Source organism: Sphingomonas sp. (genome assembly GCF_964263785.1).
Classification (GTDB): Bacteria; Pseudomonadota; Alphaproteobacteria; order Sphingomonadales; family Sphingomonadaceae; genus Sphingomonas.
Window position 1 is genome coordinate 46,138 of the sequence record NZ_CAXVWL010000083.1, and the last position, 22,462, is coordinate 68,599.

General features: G+C 67.1%; 21 protein-coding genes. 6 read left to right on the forward strand and 15 right to left on the reverse strand.

Annotated features, from left to right (window positions below; all coding sequences use genetic code 11):
- Positions 1–9: 9 nt before the first annotated feature.
- From ACE5C1_RS11455 to ACE5C1_RS11465, 3 genes are read right to left on the reverse strand one after another with little or no spacing between them, the layout of a single operon-like run.
- Entirely contained in the window at positions 10–1,401 is a 1,392-nt protein-coding gene (locus ACE5C1_RS11455; RefSeq protein WP_374944206.1) for a M20/M25/M40 family metallo-hydrolase, read from the reverse strand.
- 51 nt (positions 1,402–1,452) lie between these two features.
- Positions 1,453–2,385, reverse strand: coding sequence for a retroviral-like aspartic protease family protein (locus tag ACE5C1_RS11460; RefSeq protein ID WP_374944207.1), 933 nt, complete (start codon positions 2,383–2,385; stop codon positions 1,453–1,455).
- Between the two features lie 41 nt (positions 2,386–2,426).
- The gene (locus ACE5C1_RS11465) at positions 2,427–4,850 is read right to left on the reverse strand and encodes a ligase-associated DNA damage response DEXH box helicase (protein WP_374944208.1); all 2,424 of its coding nucleotides are present in this window, start codon (positions 4,848–4,850) and stop codon (positions 2,427–2,429) included.
- A gap of 19 nt (positions 4,851–4,869) precedes the next feature.
- Between ACE5C1_RS11465 and ACE5C1_RS11470 the strand changes: the two genes are divergently transcribed.
- On the forward strand, positions 4,870–5,868 hold the full coding sequence (locus tag ACE5C1_RS11470; RefSeq protein WP_374944209.1) for a ligase-associated DNA damage response exonuclease: 999 nt from the start codon (positions 4,870–4,872) through the stop codon (positions 5,866–5,868).
- 4 nt (positions 5,869–5,872) lie between these two features.
- On the opposite strand, the gene ACE5C1_RS11475 is transcribed toward ACE5C1_RS11470, so the two are convergent.
- Positions 5,873–7,297 (reverse strand): hypothetical protein, encoded by a 1,425-nt coding sequence (locus ACE5C1_RS11475; RefSeq protein ID WP_374944210.1) that lies wholly within the window; start codon positions 7,295–7,297, stop codon positions 5,873–5,875.
- Positions 7,298–7,425: 128 nt separating this feature from the next.
- Between ACE5C1_RS11475 and ACE5C1_RS11480 the strand changes: the two genes are divergently transcribed.
- Positions 7,426–9,051 (forward strand): S10 family peptidase, encoded by a 1,626-nt coding sequence (locus tag ACE5C1_RS11480; protein ID WP_374944226.1) that lies wholly within the window; start codon positions 7,426–7,428, stop codon positions 9,049–9,051.
- A 7-nt stretch (positions 9,052–9,058) separates the two neighbouring features.
- Here the strand turns inward: ACE5C1_RS11480 and ACE5C1_RS11485 are convergent, their stop codons facing one another.
- Entirely contained in the window at positions 9,059–9,664 is a 606-nt protein-coding gene (locus ACE5C1_RS11485; protein ID WP_374944211.1) for a flavin reductase family protein, read from the reverse strand.
- A gap of 27 nt (positions 9,665–9,691) precedes the next feature.
- On the opposite strand from ACE5C1_RS11485, the gene ACE5C1_RS11490 reads away from it, so the two are divergent.
- From ACE5C1_RS11490 to ACE5C1_RS11500, 3 genes are read left to right on the forward strand one after another with little or no spacing between them, the layout of a single operon-like run.
- Positions 9,692–10,402 (forward strand): cytochrome b/b6 domain-containing protein, encoded by a 711-nt coding sequence (locus ACE5C1_RS11490; protein WP_374944212.1) that lies wholly within the window; start codon positions 9,692–9,694, stop codon positions 10,400–10,402.
- Complete coding sequence (locus ACE5C1_RS11495) at positions 10,399–11,154, forward strand: molybdopterin-dependent oxidoreductase (RefSeq protein ID WP_374944213.1); 756 nt, start codon at positions 10,399–10,401, stop codon at positions 11,152–11,154. Before ACE5C1_RS11490 ends, ACE5C1_RS11495 begins: the two co-directional genes overlap by 4 nt.
- 19 nt (positions 11,155–11,173) lie before the next feature.
- Positions 11,174–12,403: a class I SAM-dependent methyltransferase gene (locus ACE5C1_RS11500; RefSeq protein ID WP_374944214.1), complete on the forward strand. Its 1,230-nt coding sequence runs from the start codon at positions 11,174–11,176 to the stop codon at positions 12,401–12,403.
- On the opposite strand, the gene ACE5C1_RS11505 is transcribed toward ACE5C1_RS11500, so the two are convergent.
- The 7 genes from ACE5C1_RS11505 to ACE5C1_RS11535 all read right to left on the reverse strand — a co-directional run bounded on the left by ACE5C1_RS11505 (position 12,400) and on the right by ACE5C1_RS11535 (position 18,506).
- Complete coding sequence (locus tag ACE5C1_RS11505; protein ID WP_374944215.1) at positions 12,400–13,305, reverse strand: sterol desaturase family protein; 906 nt, start codon at positions 13,303–13,305, stop codon at positions 12,400–12,402. The two genes, ACE5C1_RS11500 and ACE5C1_RS11505, sit on opposite strands and share 4 nt — an antisense overlap.
- A 13-nt stretch (positions 13,306–13,318) precedes the next feature.
- Positions 13,319–13,711, reverse strand: coding sequence for a hypothetical protein (locus ACE5C1_RS11510; protein WP_374944216.1), 393 nt, complete (start codon positions 13,709–13,711; stop codon positions 13,319–13,321).
- A complete protein-coding gene (locus tag ACE5C1_RS11515) occupies positions 13,708–14,142 on the reverse strand; it encodes a TIGR01244 family sulfur transferase (protein WP_374944217.1) in 435 nt (144 codons plus the stop codon). Before ACE5C1_RS11515 ends, ACE5C1_RS11510 begins: the two co-directional genes overlap by 4 nt.
- Positions 14,143–14,294: 152 nt before the next feature.
- The gene (gene recQ, locus ACE5C1_RS11520) at positions 14,295–16,058 is read right to left on the reverse strand and encodes a DNA helicase RecQ (protein ID WP_374944218.1); all 1,764 of its coding nucleotides are present in this window, start codon (positions 16,056–16,058) and stop codon (positions 14,295–14,297) included.
- Positions 16,055–16,381 carry a type II toxin-antitoxin system PemK/MazF family toxin gene (locus ACE5C1_RS11525; RefSeq protein WP_374944219.1) on the reverse strand — a complete coding sequence of 109 codons (327 nt, stop codon included), beginning with the start codon at positions 16,379–16,381 and terminating at the stop codon, positions 16,055–16,057. The genes recQ and ACE5C1_RS11525 overlap by 4 nt, the downstream gene beginning before the upstream one ends.
- Positions 16,378–16,647, reverse strand: coding sequence for an antitoxin MazE-like protein (locus tag ACE5C1_RS11530; RefSeq protein WP_374944220.1), 270 nt, complete (start codon positions 16,645–16,647; stop codon positions 16,378–16,380). Before ACE5C1_RS11530 ends, ACE5C1_RS11525 begins: the two co-directional genes overlap by 4 nt.
- 35 nt (positions 16,648–16,682) lie before the next feature.
- Positions 16,683–18,506 carry an ABCB family ABC transporter ATP-binding protein/permease gene (locus tag ACE5C1_RS11535; protein WP_374944221.1) on the reverse strand — a complete coding sequence of 608 codons (1,824 nt, stop codon included), beginning with the start codon at positions 18,504–18,506 and terminating at the stop codon, positions 16,683–16,685.
- A 252-nt stretch (positions 18,507–18,758) separates the two neighbouring features.
- Here ACE5C1_RS11535 and ACE5C1_RS11540 point away from each other — a divergent pair, with 252 nt between their 5' ends.
- Positions 18,759–18,989, forward strand: a complete 231-nt coding sequence (locus ACE5C1_RS11540; RefSeq protein ID WP_374944222.1) for a hypothetical protein — start codon at positions 18,759–18,761, stop codon at positions 18,987–18,989.
- Here ACE5C1_RS11540 and ACE5C1_RS11545 read toward each other — a convergent pair.
- The 3 genes from ACE5C1_RS11545 to ACE5C1_RS11555 all read right to left on the reverse strand — a co-directional run bounded on the left by ACE5C1_RS11545 (position 18,958) and on the right by ACE5C1_RS11555 (position 22,354).
- Positions 18,958–19,932: a phytoene/squalene synthase family protein gene (locus tag ACE5C1_RS11545; protein ID WP_374944227.1), complete on the reverse strand. Its 975-nt coding sequence runs from the start codon at positions 19,930–19,932 to the stop codon at positions 18,958–18,960. The genes ACE5C1_RS11540 and ACE5C1_RS11545 overlap by 32 nt on opposite strands.
- A 115-nt stretch (positions 19,933–20,047) precedes the next feature.
- Positions 20,048–20,629 carry a TIGR00730 family Rossman fold protein gene (locus tag ACE5C1_RS11550; RefSeq protein ID WP_374944223.1) on the reverse strand — a complete coding sequence of 194 codons (582 nt, stop codon included), beginning with the start codon at positions 20,627–20,629 and terminating at the stop codon, positions 20,048–20,050.
- A 246-nt stretch (positions 20,630–20,875) separates the two neighbouring features.
- The gene (locus ACE5C1_RS11555; RefSeq protein ID WP_374944224.1) at positions 20,876–22,354 is read right to left on the reverse strand and encodes a phytoene desaturase; all 1,479 of its coding nucleotides are present in this window, start codon (positions 22,352–22,354) and stop codon (positions 20,876–20,878) included.
- Positions 22,355–22,462 lie beyond the last annotated feature (108 nt).

A 22,462-nucleotide genomic window follows, 5' to 3' on the forward strand; every position in this document is an offset into this window, starting at 1 on the left:
GGGAGCAAATCACCCCGCATACGCCTTCACCAGATCGAACAGGTAATCGCGCCCGTCGTACAGCGACTTGACCCGGATGCGCTCGTTCAGCCCGTGGATGCCGCCCATGTCCTTGTCGATGAAGATGCCCGGCGCGCCATAGACCGGGATGCCAACGGCCTGGAAGAAGATGCCGTCGGTCGCGCCCGTCGACATCAGCGGCACCAGCGGCATGCCCGGAAAATGCTTCGCCGCCACCGCCTTCATGGGCCCGATGATCTTGGGGTCCAGCGTCGGCGGGATCGCGGTCGGGCGCACCGGCTGGTTCGCGGTCACCGCCACCTTGGACCCCGCCAGCCGCTGAAGCTGCGCCAGCGTGCCGTCGACCGTCTCCCCCGGAAAGATGCGGCAATTGACGTTGGCGGTCGCCTTTTGCGGCAGCGCGTTCTCGGCGTGGCCTGCACTCAGCAGCGTCGCGACGCAGGTGGTGCGCAAGGTCGAATGCAGCGTCGGGTCGCTGCTGACGATCGCGTCGGCGGCCTTGTCCTCAGGGTTCGCCAGCAACCGCGCGATCGCGTTTTGCATCTCCGCGGGCATCGTCGTCGCGCTCGCCGCGAAGAACGCGCGCGTCGTGTCGGTGAAGCGCGCCGGGAAGTCGTAGCCCTGCACCGCCTTCACCGCATCCGCCAGTTCGTAGATCGCGTTGTCCGGCTTTGGCACCGAACTGTGGCCGCCCGGATTGGTCGCGGTAAAGGTGTAGTTCTGCGCAGCTTTCTCACCCACCTGCACCGCCAGCAGCTTGCGGGTGCCATCCTGCTCGGTCCGCCCCCCGCCGCCCTCGTTCAGCGCGAACTCGGCGTCGATCAGGTCGCGGCGGTTCTTCGACAGCCATTCCGCGCCGTTCCACGCAAAGGTCGTCTCCTCGCCGCAGGTCAGCGCCAGCTTGATCGTGCGCCGGGGCGGCTTGCCCGCCTGCTTGAGCCGGATCATCGTATCCGCCCACACCGCCGCCATCGCCTTGTCGTCGACGGTGCCGCGCGCGTAAGAATAGCCGCCCTCCTCGACGAGCGTGAACGGATCGCGCACCCAATCCGCGCGCCTGGCTTCGACCACGTCGATATGCCCGAGCAGCAGCATCGGTTTCAGCTTGGCGTCCGATCCCCTCAGCACCGCGACGACCCCGCCTTCCTTGGGGTGATCGGGCACCGAGAACGGCACGATGTCGCCGTCGGCATAGCCCGCCGCTTTGAGCCGCCCAGCGATCTGCGCCGCCGCCTGGGTGCAGCTTCCCGCCGACAGGGTCGTGTTGGTCTCGACCAGTTCCTTGTAGAGCCCGAAGAACTGCTGCTGGTCGGGGCGCGCCTGCGCACTCGCCACGCATGGCACCGCAGCCACCGCCAATCCCAGAACCCAGTTGCGCATCGCCGTCTCCCTTTGATGCGCAGCGTAGCGAATGGGGAGCGGCTGGCAATATCAGTAGGCGTTCCGGATGTTGCGCGGCTTGCGCAGTCGCACCTCGCGATTGACGAAGTCGATGTCGACCCGGCGAAAGAGCCTGAGCGCATCCATCCCCAGCAACATCGCAGGCCGCTGGACCAACCCGAACTTGGCGAACGGCGCCGCATCGGCAAAGGCGATCGGCAGATTGTCGAACGCGATTTCGCCCAGCGACACCTTGCCGATCTGGGTATAGCCCGCCTGCAATTTGCCGCCGGTAACGCTGATGAGCTCGATGGGCGTGTCGCGCTTTGCATCCGCCTTGACCAGGCGCTTGCGCAGCGCCGCATTGCCCATGCTCACCATCGATCCGGTGTCCAGGATCACCCGCACCGTCTGCCCGCGATAGCGCGCGTCGGTGACGACCAGCTGGCCCAGCACGCTGCGCGCCTGCACGACGATCTCGTCGCTCGCGGCGGGCAGGGTGTGGCGCTTGCGCGATGGGGTCACCGTCATCGTCTGCGTGTCGAAGTCGATGACGACCTTCTGCCCCTGCAGCGTATCGAGCCCGAGGATACCGAGCGCACCAATATCGGTCGCGGCGAGCGCCGGCGCCTCGATCCGCCGTTCGCCCACGCCGCTCAGCGCGCCGACGGTAAGCGACGGCACGATCACCGTACCCACCGACGTCGTGCCGGTCATCGCGGTCAGCCGGACATCGCGCCCCGGCGGCAGCCGCAATCGCCGTGCGAGTTCATGGCTGACCACCGTCCGCTCGGCGCCGGTGTCCACCACGAACCGGAACGGCCCCGCCCCCGCCAGCGAGACCGGCACAGTCATCCGGGTGATGTCGGTGACGAAGGCGATCTCCTGGGCGAGCGGGTCGACCGGATCGACGCTGGCAGGGACATCCTGCGCCGAAGCGGCGAACACCGGCAGCAACGCCGCAAAGGCAATCCACCAACGCATGGCGCAACATGCGCCCGAATCGGACTGTCCGCAAGCGGCGCTCAATCCAGCCGCATCGCCTCCGCCGCGAGCGCCTCCGCCTCCACCAGCAGCGCATCGTCGCCGCCGGCGGTGGACACCCGCTCGCGCCCGATCAGCGTCAGCACCGGCACCGCGAGCGGCGTGATCCGGTCGAGATCGACGTGGAGCATCGTCTCCGCCGCGCGGTCGAGCAGATGCGCCAGCCGCCCGACATCGGTCATCTTCGCGCGCGCATCGTCCCACGCCGCCTGCAACAGCAGGTGTGTCGGTTCGTATTTGCGCAGTACGTCGTAGATCAGGTCGGTCGAGAAGGTGACCTGCTTGCCGGTCTTGCGCTTGCCCGGATGCTGGCGCTCGACCAGCCCGCCGATCACCGCCACCTCGCGAAACGCGCGTTTGAGCAGATGCGATTGCTGCACCCAGTCGACGAATTCGTGCTCCAGGATGTCGGCGGAGAACAGCGACGCCGGATCGATCACCTTCTCCAGCCCGTAGCAGGCGATCGCATAATCGTTGGCGACGAAGCCTAGGGGTTTCAGCCCCTGCGTCTCCATCCGCCGGGTCACCAGCATGCCGAGCGACTGGTGCGCGTTCCACCCCTCGAAACTGTATGCGACCATGTAATGCCGCCCCTCGCGCGGGAAGGTCTCGACCAGCAGCTGCCCGGGCTGCGGCAGCACCGATCGCGCGGTCTGATATTCGAGCCACTCGCGGACGTCGTCCGGGAAGCGTGGCCATTCGCTCGGGTCGGCGAGAAAGCCGCGCACCCGGTCCGCCAGGCTGGTCGACAGCGGCATCCGGCTGCCGCCATAGGTCGGAATGCGCGCAGGTCTGCTCGTCGCGCGGACGATCAGGTCGGTGAGATCGATCTTCTCGACTTCCAGGCTCAGCCCGGCAAAGAAGAACGTGTCCCCGGCCGACAACTGGCTGGCGAACGCCTCCTCGACCCGCCCCAGATTGCGCCCGTTCCTGAACCGCACGTCGAGCATCGTCGCCTCGACGATGATGCCGGCGTTCAGCCGGTGCTGGCCGACAAACTTCGGATGGCTGACCCGCCAGGTGCCATCCTCCTCCTCCACCAGCCGCTTGAACTTGTCGTACGCGCGCAAGCTGTACCCGCCGTCGCGAATGAAGCCCAGCACGCGCTCGAACACGTCGTCGCTCAACGCAGAATAGGGCAAAGCCGAGCGTACCTCGTCGAGCAGCGCGTCTCGCGTGAACGGCGCCGCGCACGCGCACGCCATCACATGCTGCGCCAGCACGTCGAGCGCGCCGGGGCGAAACAGGTCGGGGTCGAGCTCGCCCGCATCGACCGCATCCAATGCCGCGCGCGCTTCCAGATATTCGAAGCGGTTGCCCGGCACCACGATGGCCTCCGACGCCTCGTCGAGCCGGTGGTTCGCGCGCCCGATCCGCTGGAGCAGCCGCGACGACCCCTTGGGCGCGCCCATCTGGATCACGCAATCGACGTCGCCCCAGTCGACCCCCAGATCGAGGCTCGCGGTCGCCACCAGCGCCCGCAGCCGCCCCTCCGCCATCGCGCCTTCGACCTTGGCGCGCGCTTCCTTGGCCAGGCTGCCGTGGTGCACCCCGATCGGCAGGCCGTCGACGTTCACTTTCCATAGGTCCTGGAAGATCAGTTCCGCCAGGCTGCGCGTGTTGCAGAAGACGATCGTCGTCCGGTGCGCCGCGATCTCCGCCATCACCTGTTCGGCGGCATAGCGTCCCGAATGACCCGACCACGGCACGCGCCCCTCGGGCAGCAGGATCGTGATCTTCGCGTCGGCTCCGGCTTGGCCGTGCACCAGGCTGACCGCACCGATGTCGCCATCGGGGGCGAGCCAGGCGCGATAGCCATCCGGGTCGGCCACTGTCGCCGACAGCGCCACCCGACGCAGTCCCGGAGCGATCCGCTGCAACCGCGCCATGCACAAGGAAAGCAGATCGCCGCGCTTGCCGGTCGCGAACGCATGCACCTCATCGACCACGATCGTCCGCAGCCCCGCGAACATCGTGAAGGTGTCGGGATAGCTCAGCAGCAGCGACAGCGATTCCGGCGTCGTCAGCAGGATCTGCGGCGGCTTGACCCGCTGCCGCGCCTTCTTGTCCGAAGACGTGTCGCCAGTCCGCGTCTCGACCGAAATATCGACGCCCATCTCCGCGATCGGCGCCATCAGATTGCGCTGGATATCGACCGCGAGCGCCTTGAGCGGCGAGACGTAGAGCGTGTGCAGCCCCTCCGCAGGCGTCTCGATCAACTCGGCGAGCGTCGGCAGGAACCCGGCCAGTGTCTTCCCCGCCCCCGTCGCCGCGACGAGCAGCGCATGATTACCGCCACGCGCCTCGCGCAGCATGTCGAGCTGATGCGACCGCGGCGACCAGCCGCGTGCGGCGAACCATGCGGCGAGCGGAGCGGGGAGGTCGAGCGGGGAACCGGAAGGCATCGCCATCCATATAGGGTGCATGCCCAAACTCGGCGACTGGCTCCAGCCCCACCCCCACGGCATCTACGTCGCCCCCGCCGACGCCTGGATCGATCCGTCCGAGCCGAGCCCCCGCGCCCTCGTGACCCATGGTCATGCCGACCACGCCCGCGGCGGCCACGCAGCCGTCTGGGCCACCCCCGAGACGCTCGCGATCATGGACGCGCGCTACGGCGAGCAGTCCGGCAACCCGGTAGCCTACGGCGAAACCATCCGCATGGGAGACGTCCACATCGGCTTTGTCCCCGCAGGCCATTGTCTCGGCTCGGCGCAGATCGTCCTCGATCATCGCGGCGAGCGGGTCGTCGTCTCGGGCGACTACAAGCGCCGCGCCGACCCGACCTGCACCCCCTTCGAGCCGGTCAAATGCGACGTCTTCGTCACCGAGGCCACCTTCGCGCTCCCCGTCTTCCGTCATCCCGACACCGGCGACGAGATCGACAAGCTGATCGAACGCCTCCATGCCAACCCGACGCGCTGCGTCCTGGTCGGTGCCTATGCGCTCGGCAAGGCGCAGCGCGTCATCGCCGAGCTGCGCGAGCGCGGCCACGCGGCCCCCATCTACATCCACGGCGCGCTCCAGCGGCTGTGCGACCTGTACGAGGAGCACGGCGTCCGCCTCGGCGAACTGCGCCCCGCTACTGGCGTCGCAAAGAGCGAGATCGCGGGCCACATCGTCCTGTGCCCGCCGGGTGCGCTCAACGACCGCTGGTCGCGCCGCCTCCCCGACCCGATCACCGCAATGGCGAGCGGTTGGATGCGCGTCCGCCAACGCGCGCGCCAGAAGAACGTCGAGCTACCCTTGATCCTGTCGGACCATGCCGATTGGGACGAGCTCACCGACACGCTACTGGAAATCGCACCGAGGGAAGTCTGGGTCACCCATGGCCGGGAGGAAGCCCTCGTGCACTGGTGCATGACCCGCCAGATCAAGGCGCGGCCGCTGCACCTGGCCGGGTTCGAAGACGAGGACGACTAGCCGGTCAGAGGTCGCTCTTGCCGATCGTCTCGAGGCTGGGTGCTTGGTCATCGAACCGATAACCCGCACGTCCGGCAACCGCTGCCGATAGGGCGACGGCGCGTAGCGCACCGGCCAGTTGCGCGCGCGCCAGCGCGTCGGCTTCGACAATAGCGCCCGACGCGGCGAGCAGCCGGATGACCTCGAACCGGCGACCGGTGTTACCCTCCAACTCGCCGTAGTTTCGGGGTGTCGCATCGGGTCCGGTGGTCACCACCAACACCCTGTCGTTCGCCTGCGGTCGAACCGGATCGCCCGGATCGAACAACGGCAATGCTCCAGCAGCCTCCATCGCGCGCCCTCGGGCGGCATCGCGTCCGCCGCGGTGCAGTTCCGCCCGTCCGACCTGCAGCAGGCAATCGACCAACAGAAACGGTTTGCTTGGTTCGGCCCGCGCCCGCGCGATCGCCGCCCCGTCGCGCCCCGCCGCCAGGAACATTGCGACCGCGACCTCTGCGTCGAGACCAGCCGGACACACTTTGCGAAACAACGGGGAAGCGGGCAGCCGGTCGAGGAACCCGCGTAATCCCGGTGACGGCTCGTAAGCGTTGCCGACATACTCGAGTGACAGGCCGCCAATAGGGCCAAACCAACCGTAACAGTACTCGGCATCTTCGGGCGGCGTCGCGGCCATCGTCTCGAACACCTCGATCGCGCCTGACTCATCGTCATTACGCACCAGAAGTTCGATCAATTGAGCCTTGCTCGCAAACGTCGAAGCAGCCTTCGCCGCCGCCAGCGCCTCGGATTTCCTGCCGAGCCGATACAGCGCCACTGGTTCCGCCAGCATCGCCTCGAGTCCCGCTTTCGTCTCCGCCGGCAATCGAGCACGCGCCACCGCCTCGCTCGCGAACCGCAGCGTCTCCGCGTCGCGGTAGAAACGGATGAGCATCGCCAGCACCGCCGCCTTGGTCTCGCCGTCGGGCAACCCTGCGGCGACCGTGCGCACCTCCGCGACTTCGGGCAGCCCTATCCAATCGAAATCGCGCCGGAGGAGACAGGCCGATGCCCACTTCTCGCGCGCTTTCGGCGTGGCGGCAAGGCCGCCGCCTTCGCGCCACGGTCCCGCGTCGCAAGGATTGCCCGTCGGCATCGCCTCCTTGAGCGGTACGAAGCGGGGCGGGCCGGGCCGCGTGTTCGGCGGAACCTCGGTGACGCCGCCGTCGCTCATTGCCCTTGCCGCGCGTACCCCTTCGTCGACCTGCCCGAACCATCGCAGATTGCGCGACACGCTGCGCAGTACGACGTCGCGCTTGTAGTCGGGGGGCAGCGTCAGCGCCTCGTCCACTGCCTCCCGTGCCACCACAGCAGCGTCGTGCCCTTGCGCGGCGCAGGGCACCGCGGCAATCGGGAGGAGCCAAAGAACGACGGCGAGAAGGAGGGAGCGCATGGCCGCATCCTGCCATATCTCCCGCCGAACGCAACGGCTTGGGAGTGGACCGCGTTACCGGTTGCGCGGCGAAGACGAAAACGCGAAAGGGTTGCATCGCTTCCCCGTCTAGGACCCCGCCCGTGTCGATCCGCCTCAGCCTCGCCGTCGCGCTTTTGCTGTCCTCGACAGCGCATGCGCAGGACAAGCCCGCCAAGCCCGTCACCCAGTCTAACGCCGACACGCAGAAGGATGAAGCCGAAGCCGGCTACGCCAACGCGCCCGTCGTCGAGCAGGAAGCGAAGACCCACTCGAGCGTCACCGTCGATCGCCGCCGCCTCGCCTACACCGCCACCGCGGGCACGCTCACCATCCGCGATGTCGAGGGCAAGCCGACCGGCTCGATGTTCTTCACCGCCTACACGCTCGACGGCACGAAGCCCGGTACGAAGCGCCCGGTCACCTTCCTCTACAACGGCGGGCCCGGCAGCCCGACCTTGTGGCTCCACATGGGATCGTTCGCGCCGGTCCGGCTGCGCACCGCCAACCCCGAATTCATCAAGCCGGCGCCCTACGATTTCGGCCCCAACCCTGACACGCTGCTCGACAAGACCGATCTCGTCTTCCTCGACGCGATGGGCGCTGGGTATTCGCGCGCGCTCGGCGACACCAAGCCCGCCGCTTTCTACGGCGTCGACGAGGATGCCGACGCGTTCGCACGCGCGATCCTGCGCTACGCGACCAAGTACGGCCGGTGGAACAGCCCGAAATTCCTCCTCGGCGAGAGCTACGGCACCACCCGCTCGGGGGCGCTCGCCTATCAGCTCCAGGATCGCGGCATGGCGCTCAATGGCGTGATCCTGCTCTCGTCGATCATGAACTACGGCTATCGCCAGCCCGGGCTCGACCAGGTCTATCTCAACTACCTACCGAGCTACGCCGCCACCGCTTGGTACCACAACCGCATCCCCAACCGCCCCGCCGACGTCGCCACGGTCGTCGCCCAGGCGCGCGCGTTCGCGACGGGGCCGTACATGAGCGCGCTCGCCAAGGGCCAGACGCTTCCCGCCGCCGAACGCGACCAGGTGGCGCAGCGGATGAGCGAACTGACCGGGCTCTCCCCCGACTTCATCCGCCGCGCCAACCTGCGCGTCGATCTCGCGCGCTTTCAGAAGGAACTGCTCCGTGGCGACCGCCGCACCATAGGCCGGTTCGATTCGCGCTACACCGGCATCGACGCCGACGCGGCAGGCGAGCGCCCGGAGACCGACGCGTCGTCGGACGCGATCTCCGGCGCGTTCATCGCCACCTTCAACGATTATGCGACCCACACGTTGGGCTACAAGACCGATCTGTCCTATCGCCTGTCCGCGCGCGATGCCGCCGGGTACAGCTGGAACTGGAAGCACGACGCGCCCGGATCGGGCCAGCCCCAGAACACCCCCAATACCGCGGTCGATCTCGCCGCGGCGATGCGCGCCAACCCGTATCTCCACGTGCTGTCGATGAACGGCTGGTTCGATATGGCGACGCCGTTCTTCGGCACCGAGAACGACCTCGGCCACATGATGCTCGAACCCGCGCAGCAGCGGAACCTGTCGTTCGCTTACTATCCGGCGGGCCACATGACCTATCTCAACCCGGACGCGTTGCACCGGATGAAGGCCGACCTGTCGCGCTGGTACGACGAGGCGGTCGATTCTGCGAAAAGCAACACGCCGCCGCAGCCCGGCAGCGTGTCCGCGGCGGGTGCACCGGGCACGACGCCGAACTGAGGCTCCGTCAGCCCGGCCGCCGCATCCGAAACAGTTCGCCGACCTCGAAATAGTCCGCCGGGCCGCCCCCGCGCATGATCGGCATCGCGCGCGCCGTTTGGTACACGCCGTCGTCGAGCATCGCGCGGTCGATATGGATGCCGACCGCCTCGCCGATCACCAGCCATTGATCGAGCGCGCGACCCTCCTTGGTTTCCAGCCGGAGCATCTGGGTCAGCCGGCACTCGAACGAGACCGGCGACGCGGCGACTCGATCGGGCTTCACCAGCCGCGACGGCAGCGTCTCGATGCCGGCGGCGGCGAACTCATCGCCTTCGATCGCCGCCGATGTCGCGTTCATCGCCTCCGCCAGGCCGCGAGTCGCCAGGTTCCAGACGAACTCCCCTGTCACCTCAATGTTGGCGACGGTGTCCTTCCATCCCATCGACGAAAATGCGATCAACGGCGGCGAGTAATTGACGACGTTGAAGAAACTGTACGGCGCGATGTTGCGCACCCCCGCCGCCGACACCGTGCTGATCCACCCGATCGGCCGCGGCGCGACGATGGCGTTCAGGGGGTCGTGCGGCAGCCGGTGGCCGTGCGCGGGTTCGTAGAAATGCCACTCGGTCATGCCGCGCTTAACTGCTACAAGCGTGAGATGGTCCCCGAGGAAACCGCACCCGGCACGTCGATCAAGCGCCACGGCGTCGCCACGCGCCTGTGGCATTGGGTCAACGCAGTCGCGCTCTTCATCCTGATCGGCTCGGGGCTCGGCATCTCGAACGCGCATCCACGGCTCTATTGGGGGCGCTATGGCGCCAACGCCGATCACCCCTGGGCGCTGCTGCCGCATTTCCCCGGCTGGCTGACGATTCCCGGAAGCTATAACCTGGCGCTGTCGCGGCGCTGGCACCTGTTCTTCGCGCTGGTCCTCGGCTTCGCGCTGCTCGCCTACATGATCGCGAGTCTGCTCAACCGCCACTTTCGCCGCGACCTGACGCTGCGCCGGGCCGAGCTGTCATGGGCGCACATCCGCGCCGATTTCCGCGCTCACCTCGATTTCCGCTTCCACGATCCCGAACACCCGCGCGCCTACAACATCTTTCAGAAGCTCTCCTACATCCTGGTCATCTTCGTCGCGCTGCCGCTCGTGATCCTTACCGGCATCGCGCTGTCGCCGGGCATGGATGCCGCGTGGCCGTGGGTGCTCGACGTGTTCGGCGGCCGCCAGTCGGCACGCTCGATCCACTTCCTCAGCATGGCGGCGCTCGCAGGATTTACGGTCGTCCATCTCGTCCTCGTGATCCTGGCAGGCGCGTGGAACGAAGTCCGTTCAATGCTCACCGGCCGCTGGAGAATCCCCGAATGATCGCCAAGGATCTTTCGCGCCGGACCCTTCTCGGCGGCGGCGCGGGACTGCTGCTCGCCGGCTGCGACAAGGTCGCGACCATCCCCGCCGCACGCCGCATCCTGTTCGCGGGCGAGGACATGCAGCGCGGCCTTCACCGCGCGCTCAGCGACCGCGCTGCGCTCGCCCCCGAATTTACGGCATCGCAGATGTCGCCGGTGTTCCGGGTCAACGGCACCGCCAACCCGAACACACCGGCGTACGCCGCGATGGTCGCCAATCGTTTTTCCGATTGGCGGCTCACGGTACAGGGCCTTGTCGCCCGCTCGCTGTCGCTGAGACTCGCCGACCTGCGCGCGATGCCGAACCGCACCCAGATCACGCGCCACGATTGCGTCGAAGGCTGGAGCGCGATCGGCCAATGGACCGGGCCGATGCTCGGCACCGTGCTGAAGGCCGCAGGGGTGAGCGCCGCGGCCCGCTACATCGTCTTCACCTGCGCCGATCTCTACGGCGGCGCGCCTTATTACGAGAGCATCGACCTGATCGACGCCTTTCACCCCCAGACGATCCTGGCCTGGGCGATGAACGGCCGCCCGCTCGCGGTCGGCCATGGGGCCCCGGTGCGGCTGCGGGTCGAGCGCCAATTGGGTTACAAGCACGCCAAATACGTCATGCGCATCGACGCGGTCGCCAGTTTGGACGGCATCGGCCGCGGCAAGGGCGGTTATTGGGAAGATGCCGTCGACTACGACTGGTATGCGGGCATCTGACGCTTTAGGGGCAGCGCGCATGGCCCTGATCGATCGATTTCTCGCCCGCGCGGTCAAACGCGGCATCCTTACCGTTCACCATGCCGATGGCAGCACCAACCGGATCGGCACCGCAGATCCCGACTATCGCGACGTGACGATCCGCTTCGCCGACCGCGGCGCGGCGCTGGCCATCGTCCGCCATCCCGCCTTGGGCGCAGCGGAGATGTTCATGGACGGGCGCCTGATCGTCGAGGACGGCGACATCCGCGACTTGATCGAGCTGCTCAAGCGCAACACCCCCTGGGCTTCGCGCGTCGGCCAGCTCGAGGCGGTCTGGCCAGTCAAGGCCTTCGGTGCGGTCGCTCGCCGCGTCGACCGGGTCAACATGGCGCGTCGCTCCAGGAAGAACGTCGCACATCATTACGATTTGTCGGATCGGCTCTACGATCTCTTCCTCGACGCCGACCGGCAATATTCCTGCGCCTATTTCACCGACCAGGCGAACACCCTCGAACAGGCGCAGGCCGACAAGAAGGCGCACATCGCCGCCAAGCTGCTGCTCGAGCCCGGCATGCGCGTGCTCGACATCGGCTGCGGCTGGGGCGGGATGGCCTTGTATCTCCACGCGAAGACCGGCGCGGAGGTGCTCGGCGTCACCCTGTCGGAGGAACAGCTCAAGGTCGCGCGCGCGCGTGCCGAGGCGGCCGGGGTTGCGGACAAGGTCAAGTTCGCGCTGATCGACTATCGCCACGTCACCGGCACGTTCGACCGGATCGTCTCGGTCGGCATGTTCGAGCATGTCGGTCCCGCGCACTACCGCGCGTTCTTCCGCAAGTGCCGCGACCTGCTGAGCGAGGACGGCATCATGCTCGTCCACACCATCGGTCGGATGGGTGGGCCCGGGGTCACCGACGGCTTTGTCGCCAAATACATCTTCCCCGGCGGCTACAACCCGTCGCTGTCGGAGATCGTCCGCGGCTACGAAGGCCTGAAGCTGTTTCCCACCGATATCGAGGTGCTGCGGCTCCACTATGCGCTTACCCTGGACCAGTGGTACGATCGCACCACGGCCGCCAGGGAGCAGATCGTCGCGCTCTACGACGAGCGCTTCTTTCGCATGTGGCAATTCTATCTGACCGGTGCCGCCGCCGCCTTCCGTCACGGCGGCCTGTGCAACTATCAGATCCAGCTGTCACGCAGCCGCTTGGCGGTGCCGATCACGCGGGATTACATCGGCGAGGCGGAGGCGGCGCTAAGAGCTTCCTAGTTCCTCCCCGTTCCGGGAGGAACAGCGCGAGCCTCCCAGCGCACCCTCAGCGTTTCGCTCGTGTCCCGACTGCCGTCGTGGCTCCATCCCGGCTCGCGAATGATATACCCCAGCTTCGCGCGCCATGGCGCGCGCCATACGTCCTTGGCGATGCCCACCCATTCGTGGATCGCCGCCCACAGCAGCGAGAAGCTCCCCAGATCGCGCACCAGGCCGTAACGCGGCCGCTCGTCGTCGCGCTCGGGCTCGTAGGTTCCGAACATCCGGTCCCAGACGATGAAGACGCCGGCGTAATTGCGGTCGAGATAGCGCGGGTTGGTGGCGTGATGCACCCGGTGGTGCGACGGCGTGTTCATCACCGCCTCGAACCACCGCGGCAGCCGCCCGATCGCTTCGGTGTGGATCCAGAATTGATAGACCAGGTTCACTCCCGCCATGAGGAAGACCATCGCGGGCGGGAAGCCGAGCAGGAACAGCGGCAATCGGAACAGGAAGTTCAGGCTGAAGAACCCCGTCCACGTCTGCCGCAGCGCGGTCGACAGATTGTAGTGCTGGCTCGAATGGTGGACGACATGGCTCGCCCAGAACCAGCGCACCCGGTGCGCGCTCCGGTGGAACCAGTAATAGGCCAAGTCGTCGAGCACGAAGCAGAGCGCGAACCAATACCACGACCAGCCGATGACGAAGACGCGAAACCCGCCGACCCACGTCGCCAGCGCCAGCACCACGCCGCCGGACAGCACCCGGGCCGCCGTGCTGCCCAGGCCCAGCGCCAGCGATGTCAGCGTATCGCGGGGGCAATACCGGCTCGGCGCGCGCATCCGCGCCACAATCATTTCCGCCACAACGAGCAGAACGAAAGCGGGGATGGCAAGGTCGACCGGATCGGGCAGCGTTGGCATGACCCGCCCGCGCTTACACCCGTGTCAATTGCGGTGCCAGCCGTCGCACGTCGAGCGCGTTGACCCCCGCCACCGTCACCGCGCCGAAGCGCCGCTCGCCGGTGTCGACCCGCATCCCTTCGGGCGTCGCGCGAACCGCCGTCCAGGCCACCTCGCGAACCGCGATCCGCGCGCCGTGGCGCTTGCATACCGCCACCCGGCCGCCGCCGTCGACCGCCAGCGCCGCTGCGCCATCGGCCCCGACCACCGCACCGGCCGTCACGAATCCGGCCAACGCTGCGTCGGCCGCGTCCGCCGCTTCCTCGGGCGACTCGATCGGGCGGTCACGCCCGAGCTTCAATGCCCAGGCGATCCCCGCCAATGCCAGCACCGCGAGGAGCGACCCCGCCAGCATCGTCCATTTCATGCGCCGCTCGCGAGTGCATCCAGCGTCGGGCGCAGCCCCGACAGATCGTAGCCCGCATCCGCCGCCTGCAACACCAGCAATGCCGGATTGCGCCCGGCCTTGGCCGCCGCCAGCGCCCACAGATTGCACGACCGCGTTCCCGACCGGCAATAAGCGAGCACGGGTCCGTCGGCGGCAACCAGCGCCTGCGCCATCGCATCGATCTGCAGATGCGAGAATCCTGCCTGTGTCACGGGAATCGCAGCGTAGGCCAGCCCTGCCGCTTCCGCCGATGCCCGGATCGCCTCGCCTGTCGGCTGCCCCGGCTCCTCGCCGTCGGGCCGGTTGTTGACGATCGCGACATACCCCGCCGCCTTGATCGCGGCGATGTCGTGCGGAGCAATCTGGGGCGCGACGGCGATGCTGTCGTTGAGGATGCGGAGATCGGCCATGCGCGGCCTCCTAGCGCAGGTTGCCTCGGATTTGAACCACGACCGGTGCGCGTCACGCCGCCATACGCGATCTGGGTCGTCAGGCGGGAGCCCTGGCTATCGCCGCTGCCGATTCGACCAACATTTGGCTGACCGCACCTCGGCGTGAGCGCTTACGCCCCCCGGATCACCGCCAGGAACGCATCGCCGTACGCATCCAGCTTGCGCTGGCCGATGCCGGTCAGCATCGCCAGTTTCGCACGGCTGTCGGGGCGTTGCGCCGCCATGTCGCGCAGCACCGAATCGTGGAAGATCACGTAAGGTGGCACGCCCGCCTCCTTCGCCAGATCGCGCCGCGCGACCCGCAACGCCTCGAATAGCGGATCGTCGACGGGGTTCGGGGCAGCCCCGGAAACGCCCCGCCGCCTTCGCTCGCGCTTTGGCGGCACGACGACCGACAGGGCCGCCTCGCCCTTGATCAACGCACGCGCCGCGGGGCCGAACTCCAGCCCACCATGCTCGTTGGCCCTGAGCGCGTCGCGAAGCGTCAGCGCCCGGAACACCGGCTTGACCAGCGCCGCCTCCTCACCCGCGACGATGCCCCACACCGACAGCGCCTCATGCCCGCGCGCGACGCTCTTGTCGGTCGATTGCCCCAGCAGGACCTGCTCGACATAGCCCATGCCGAACAGCTGCCCGGTCCGAAACACCGCGGACAATACCTTGCGCGCGATCTCGGTCGCATCGACCGCATCCGAAGACCCCAGGCAATTGTCGCAATTTCCGCAATCCTCGGCCCGGTCCTCGCCGAAATGCTTCAGCAGGATGCGCCGCCTGCATTCCCCCGTCTCGACCAGTGCGCCGAGCGCCGCCAGCCGCGTCCGCTCGCCCGGCTGGCGCTCGGCCTCGACCTCGCCGATCCGCCGCCGCGCCAGCGCGAAGTCGTCCGCGCCCCAGAAGAGGTGCGCGACCGACGGATCGCCGTCACGCCCGGCGCGCCCCGTCTCCTGATAATAGGCCTCGATCGACTTCGGCAGCCCGGCATGCGCTACGAAGCGGACGTCGGGCTTGTCGATCCCCATCCCGAACGCCACCGTCGCGCAGATCACCATGTCCTCGCTTGCGACGAAATCGGCCTGGTTCTTCTGGCGGATGTGCGGCTCGAGCCCGGCGTGATACGCCCGGGTCGGCCGCCCCGTCTTGCCCAGCGCCTCCGCCAGCTTCTCGGTCGCCGCGCGGGTCTGCGCATAGACGATCCCCGGCCCCGGCGTCGCGCGGACGATGTCGGCGATCTGCTGCGTGGTATTGACCTTGGGGCTGATCGCATAGCGGATGTTGGGCCGGTCGAACCCCGACACGATCATCCCCTCGTCGGGAATGCCGAGCTGCTTGACGATGTCCGCCCGCGTATGCGCGTCCGCGGTCGCGGTCAGCGCGAGCCGCGGCACATGCGGGAACGCATCCATCAGCGGTTCGAGCAGCCGGTAGTCGGGACGGAAATCGTGCCCCCATTCGCTGACGCAATGCGCCTCGTCGATCGCAAACAGGCTGAGCCTGCTCTCGCTCAGCAGCGCTCTGAACGACGCGTTCGAGGCGCGCTCGGGTGCCACGTACAGCAGGTCGAGCTCGCCGCGCCGGAACCGGTCGCGCGTTTCCGCCTGGTTCTGGTCTACCGACGTCAAGGTCGCCGCGCGTATCCCCACCGCCTCCGCCGCACGCAACTGATCGTGCATCAGCGCAATTAGCGGGCTGACGACAACGCACGTCCCCTCCATCAGCACCGACGGCAATTGATAGCACAGCGACTTCCCTGCCCCAGTCGGCATCACCGCGAGCGTGCGCTTCTGCGCAAGCACCCGTTCGACGACGTCGGCCTGGACGCCGCGAAACGCCGGAAAGCCGAACACGCGCTGGAGGGTGGGGAGGATGTCAGTCATGCAAACCCCAGCATGACACCCAGCGCAATCTCGACGCGCTGCATGTCGTTGGGCTTTAATCGTCCGATCGGCCTGCCGAACTTGCGTTCGGGAACCGTCACGAGAAGGTCGACGGCGACGTCCGAGACGTGGTCGAGGCGATTTTCCTCGTCGGGACTTATTCTCGGGCGCACGTCGTCGGGCTCGCCGTGCGCGGTTTCGCACAGTGCGACGATCACGTTCGGCGTTCGGCCGAACACATCGCCCTGCACGATCACCACAGGCCGCGGTTTGCTGCCAAAGCCGCTACCGGTTGCCGCACTCCATATCTCGCCTCGCTTCAAACCAGCGGGCCTATGCGGCGTTCTTCTTCCGCGCGGTCCAGATCTCTCAGCACCTCATCCTGCATTTCGGCGATCCACGCCATGGCATGCGCCTCATCCGTCGCGCGATCCCAAAGCCAACCGGTGGAACGCAGCGCCTTCTGCTTGAATGCCGATGTACGGGTATCAGGCACCCAGATCGTCTTGGGTCTTAACCCCTGCGCGCGGAGGGTTGCACGGCGCTTGGCAACACGCTCGGCTCCAGTCATCGGCTTCGGATGTGCCATATGCTCATGTTAGCAGTAACGTTCCCGCGGTGCAACTACTCCGCGGCCAATGGCTCTTCCCGCTCCTGCTCCTGCGCCTGCCGCGCCCACATATCCGCGTACAGCCCGCCGCGGCGCAGCAGCTCGGCATGGGTTCCACGCTCCGCCACCCGGCCCGCATCAAGAACCACGATCTGGTCCGCGTGCACCACCGTCGACAGCCGGTGCGCGATGACAATCGTCGTCCGCCGCTGGGCGATCGCCTCCAGCGTCGCCAGGATGTCGCTCTCGGTGCGGCTATCCAGCGCCGAAGTCGCCTCGTCGAGGATCAGCACCGGCGGGTTCTTGAGCAAGGTCCGCGCGATTGCCACCCGCTGCTTCTCGCCCCCCGACAGCTTCAGCCCGCGCTCGCCGACCCGCGTCGCATAGCCCCGCGGCTGGCGCGCGATGAACCCGGCGATCGCCGCGCCCTCCGCCGCGCGAACGATCTCCGCCTCGCCCGCGCCCTCGCGACCGTAAGCGATGTTGTAGCCGATCGTGTCGTTGAACAGCACCGTGTCCTGCGGCACGATCCCGATCGCCGATCGCAAGCTCGCCTGCGTCACGCCGCGCACGTCCTGCCCATCGACCGTGATCGCACCTGCAGTCACGTCGTAGAAGCGGTACATCAGCCGCGCGAGCGTCGACTTGCCCGCGCCCGATGGCCCCACCACCGCGCACGTCGTCCCCGCGGGCACGTCGATGTCGACGCCCTTCAGTATCTCCCGGCCGTCGCCATAACCGAAATGCACATCGGCGAAGCGGACGGCGCCCGTCGTCACCACAAGCGGCGCGGCACCGGCTGCATCGATCACGCTCGCAGGCGTATCGACCAGGTCGAACATCGCCGCCATGTCAATCGCCCCCTGCCGGATCGTCCGGTACACCATGCCGAGCAGGTCGAGCGGCCGGAACAGTTGCGCCAGCAAGGTCGACACGAACACCACGTTGCCCGCGGTGAAGTGCCCTTGCGTCCACCCCCAGACGACATAGGCCATCCCGGCACCCATCATCAGGTTCGTGATCGCCGCCTGCCCGACGTTGAGCCAGGCCAGGCTGTTCTCACTCTTGGTCGCCGCATCGGCATAGGACCGCAGCGCGCCCTCGTACCGCCGCGCCTCACGCTCCTCCGCGCCGAAATATTTGACGGTCTCGAAATTGAGCAGCGAATCGACCGCATGCGCCACCGCGCCGGTGTCCAAGTCGTTCATTTGCGCACGCAGCGCGTTGCGCCAGTCGGTCACGACCCGCGTGAACCAGATATAGAGCACCACCATCACGCACGTCGCCGCCACCAGCGGCCAGCCGAACTTGGTCCAGAACAGCCCCAGCACCAGCGCCAGTTCGAACACCGTCGGCGCGATGTTGAACAGCAGGAAGTACAGCATCGTATCGATGCTCTTGGTCCCGCGCTCGACCACCTTGGTGACAGCCCCGGTCCGCCGCGACAGATGGAAATCGAGCCCGAGGCGGTGGAGATGACGGAACACGTCCGACGCCAGGCCACGGGTCGCCTCCTGCCCGACCCGCTCGAACACCGCATTGCGCAGATTGTCGAACAACGTCGTCCCGAACCGCGCCGCGGCATAGCCCAGCACCAGCGCGAAGATCAGCGTCGACGCCGAACGATCGCCGCTCCCCATACCATCGACCGCGCCTTGCAGCGCGAACGGCGCACCATAGACCTGGACCAGCTTCGAGCAGAGCACGAGCAGCATCGCCACGACGATGCGCACCCTGAGCCGCGGTTGGTGTGCGGGCCAGAGATACGGCAGGAACCGGCGGAGTAGCGGCAGGAGCGGCTGCTCCAGGCGGGTGGTGGTCGTGGTGTCGGGCGGCATTGCTCCCTATGTGGGGCAAGCGACCGGGAACGCCAAGCGGCGGGCCACAAGAGACGCGCTCCATATCCAAGCCCCGTCCGTCACCCCGGACTTGTTCCGGGGTCCAGCCGGCGGCAGGCGATGCGGATCGAGGCTAAAGGGTTTCGTTGGCGGCACACCGGACCCCGGCACGAGATCGGGGTGACGGCAGGATGAAATCCGGAACCTTGCCCGCCACCCGCCCGTTTACCCCCACGAAGCGGAGTGCAGGCAATGGAACCCATCTTCTACGTCATGGCGATCCTCGGCTGCGGCGACGCCAGCGCCTCCTGCACCGAAGCGCGCACCGAGCCCGCCCGATACCAGAGCGTCGCCCAGTGCCGCGCCGCACTCCCGCAGGCGCTCGCGCGCAACACCGATCTCGAATACCCGACCATCGCCGCCAATTGCCGCGCGAGCGGCGAGCGGTTGGTCAAGGCGTCGGTACAGACTCCGCAAGGCTGATCCGAGGCCGCGTCCATAGAGACGGATCGCGAGGGCGCCGCGGATAGAGTGCACGACGCCGCGTCGCCTCAACGCCTGCACGCGCGATAAACCCGATCTTGGCTGCCGAACTCGTCGTCACCCGGCGATCCCACGCGTGTTCGCCGCCGCTTGCGACCTTGCGCCCGATCGCGCCATAGATCCCCGCCGCCGCCAGCACCGCCCAGGCCGATCGGAACGGCAGCGCCGGCGTCCCCTCCCGCGCGCTCGCCTCGAACGCCGCCGCCCGCGCCGCCAGCCGCTTCCCCAGCACCGCAAGGCGCGGGCGGTAATGCGGCTTCATATGCTCACCCGGTGGCATATCCATCTCCACCAGCCAGTCTTCGGGCAGATAGCAGCGTCCGGCGATGTCGTCCTCGCACACATCGCGCGCAATGTTGGCAAGCTGGAACGCGATCCCCAGATCGCACGCGCGGTCGAGGGTGTCCTCGTCGTCCGGAGCCACGCCCATCACCACTGCCATCATGCACCCGACCGCGCCCGCGACATGGTAGCAATAACGGTACAGATCGTCCTCGCTCCGTGGCCGCCATTCCTCGGCATCGAGCGCGAAGCCCGCGATCACGTCGCGCGCAAAAGAGGAGGGCATCCGCGTCTCCGCAGCGACGATCCGCAGCGCATCGAACGCCGGGTCACCGACGACCTCGTCGCTGAGCGCCAGTTCGGTCATCGCCGCCACCTCGGCCACCCGCACAGGCGCATCGGCGACCGCGCTCATGCCGTGCCCATGATCCTGCCCGTCGACGATATCGTCGCACCTGCGGCACCAGGCATACAGCAGCCAAGCCCGCTCGCGCGTGCGGCGACCGAACAACAGGCTGGCCGCCGCGAAACTCTTCGACCCCCGCGAGATCGACTCCCGCGCGGTTGCGACAATCGCGCCGCGAGTGGGAAGGGCACCGATCACGCCACCCCCCCTCCGTCACCCCGGACTTGTGCCGGGGTCCTGGTTTCAAAACACGACCGCATCGCCCGTGGAGGACTGGACCCCGGAACAAGTCCGGGGTGACGAAGGATAGTCAAAGATCGCCGACCTTCATCCGAACGATCGGCTCCGTCGGCACATGGCGCTGCATCTTGTCGAGCAACCCGTCCAGCGTATCCGCCACGATCAACAAATTCCGATGCTGCGCCCGCAAGAAACCCACCTCGCCCATCTTCTCCCAGAACGCGATCAGATGGTCGTAATAGCCAGCGACGTTGAGCAACCCCACCGGATCGGCATGATACCCCAGCTGCGCCCACGACAGCGCCTCCCACAATTCGTCCATCGTCCCCGTGCCCCCGGGAATGGTGACGAACCCGTCCGCCAGCTCGGTAAACTTCGCCTTGCGCTCATGCATCCCCGAGACAACGTGAAGCTCGCTCAACCCCCGATGCGCGACCTCGGCATCGACCAGCGCCTGAGGAATGACCCCGATCACCTCGCCCCCCGCTTCGAGCGCACTATCGGCGATAGCCCCCATCAACCCCAACCGCCCACCGCCATACACGACGCCAATGCCGCGCATCGCCAGCGCCCGCCCGATCTCCCGAGCGGAGTCGATGTAGGTCGTATCCACAGGCGTCGCGGAGCCGCAGTAGATGGCGAGGCGTTTCAAGCTCCTACTCCGGCTCGACACACCTCATTAGATAACATCCGAAAAGACGATGATGTACTTTGATACTTTCTCATTACGATCCGCTACCGAAGTTATTAAGCGCCTCAAGCACGAACTTCAGCATTGCTAGCATTGGCCTTGCAAAGAGCGGAAACATGATAACGAATAGAACCATGAACACCGCCCACCAACCCGCAGCATCGGCGAAGAGCGCATTCAGAGTTGTTGGTTTATTTTTCCGACGGCTCACGCGGACGGTTCCAGCATCAGCTTCGCCGTCGCCTTTGCACTCCCCACGACCCCCGGTATCCCCGCCCCCGGATGCGTTCCCGCGCCGACGAAATACAGGTTCGGAATCGCATCGTCGCGGTTGTGGACGCGGAAATACGCGCTCTGGAGCAGCGTCGGCTCCAGACTGAACGCGCTGCCCAGATGCGCGTTCAGATCCTCCGCGAAGTCGCTCGGCGCATAGCTGAACTTGGTCACGATCCGCTCGTGGATGTCGGGGATCAGCCGCCGCCCGACCTCGTCCAGGATCCGCTTCTCCAGGATCGGCGCGATCTCGCTCCAGTCCGCCGGGAACTTGCCCAGATGCGGCACCGGGGCCAGCGCGTAGAAGGTGCTCATCCCCTCGGGCGCCATCGACGGATCGGTGACGGTCGGGTGATGCAGGTACAGCGAGAAATCCTCCGCCAGCACCCCGTGGTCGTAGATGTCGCTCAGCAGACCCTTATACCGTGGCCCGAACAGGATCATGTGGTGCGGGATGCCCGGCCACGTGCCCCTGACCCCGAAATGCACGACGAACAGCGACGGCGAATAGGATTTGCGCTCCAGCTTCGCCTTCGTCCGCTGCGCGCTGCGCGAACGGACCAGCAGGTCGCGATAGGCGTGCATGATATCGCCGTTGCACGCGACCGCATCGGCATCCGCGCGCCAGCCGCTCGCACACGCCACCCCGGTCGCGCGGTCGCCCAGCGTGCAGATCTCGGTCACCGCGTCGCCTAGCCGGACGACCCCGCCCAGCCGCTCGAACTGCGCGATCATCCCCGCGACCAGCCGATTAGTCCCGCCGCGCGCGAACCACACTCCGCCATCGCGCTCCAGCTTGTGGATCAGCGCATAGATAGCGCTTGTCGTCATAGGATTGCCGCCGACCAGCAGCGTGTGGAACGACAGCGCCTCGCGCAGTTTCTCCGATTTCACGAAGCCCGAGACGATCGAATAGACCGACCGCCACGCCTGATACTTGGCCAGCGACGGCGCCGCCTTGATCATGGACCCGAAGTCGAGGAACGCGACATGCCCCAGCTTCTCATACCCCTCGCGGAACACCCCCGCAGAGTAATCGAGGAACTTGAGATACCCGTCCCAGTCGCCGGGATGCAGCTTCTCGATCTCGCTGCGCATCTGCGCATCGTCGTTGGTATAGTCGAAATTGGTCCCGTCGGGCCAGTTGAGCCGGTAGAACGGCAGCACCGGATCGAGCGTCACGTCGTCGCTCATGTCGCGCCCGGTCAGCGCCCACAATTCCTGCAGGCACGCCGGATCGGTGATGACGGTCGGCCCCGCGTCGAACGTGAAGCCGTCGCGCTCCCAATAATAGGCTCGCCCGCCCGGTTTGTCCCGCGCCTCGACGATCGTCGTCTGCACGCCTGCCGATTGCAGCCGGATACCGAGCGCCAACCCGCCGAATCCCGCACCGATCACTACCGCCGTCGTCATGCTCTTGCCCTCATCAATGCGCGCACCGCACGCCCGATCGGAACCGGCGGCTTGCCCACCAGCACCCGCGCCTTGTCCTTCATCGTCGACGTTCCCGCGTAGAAGCGC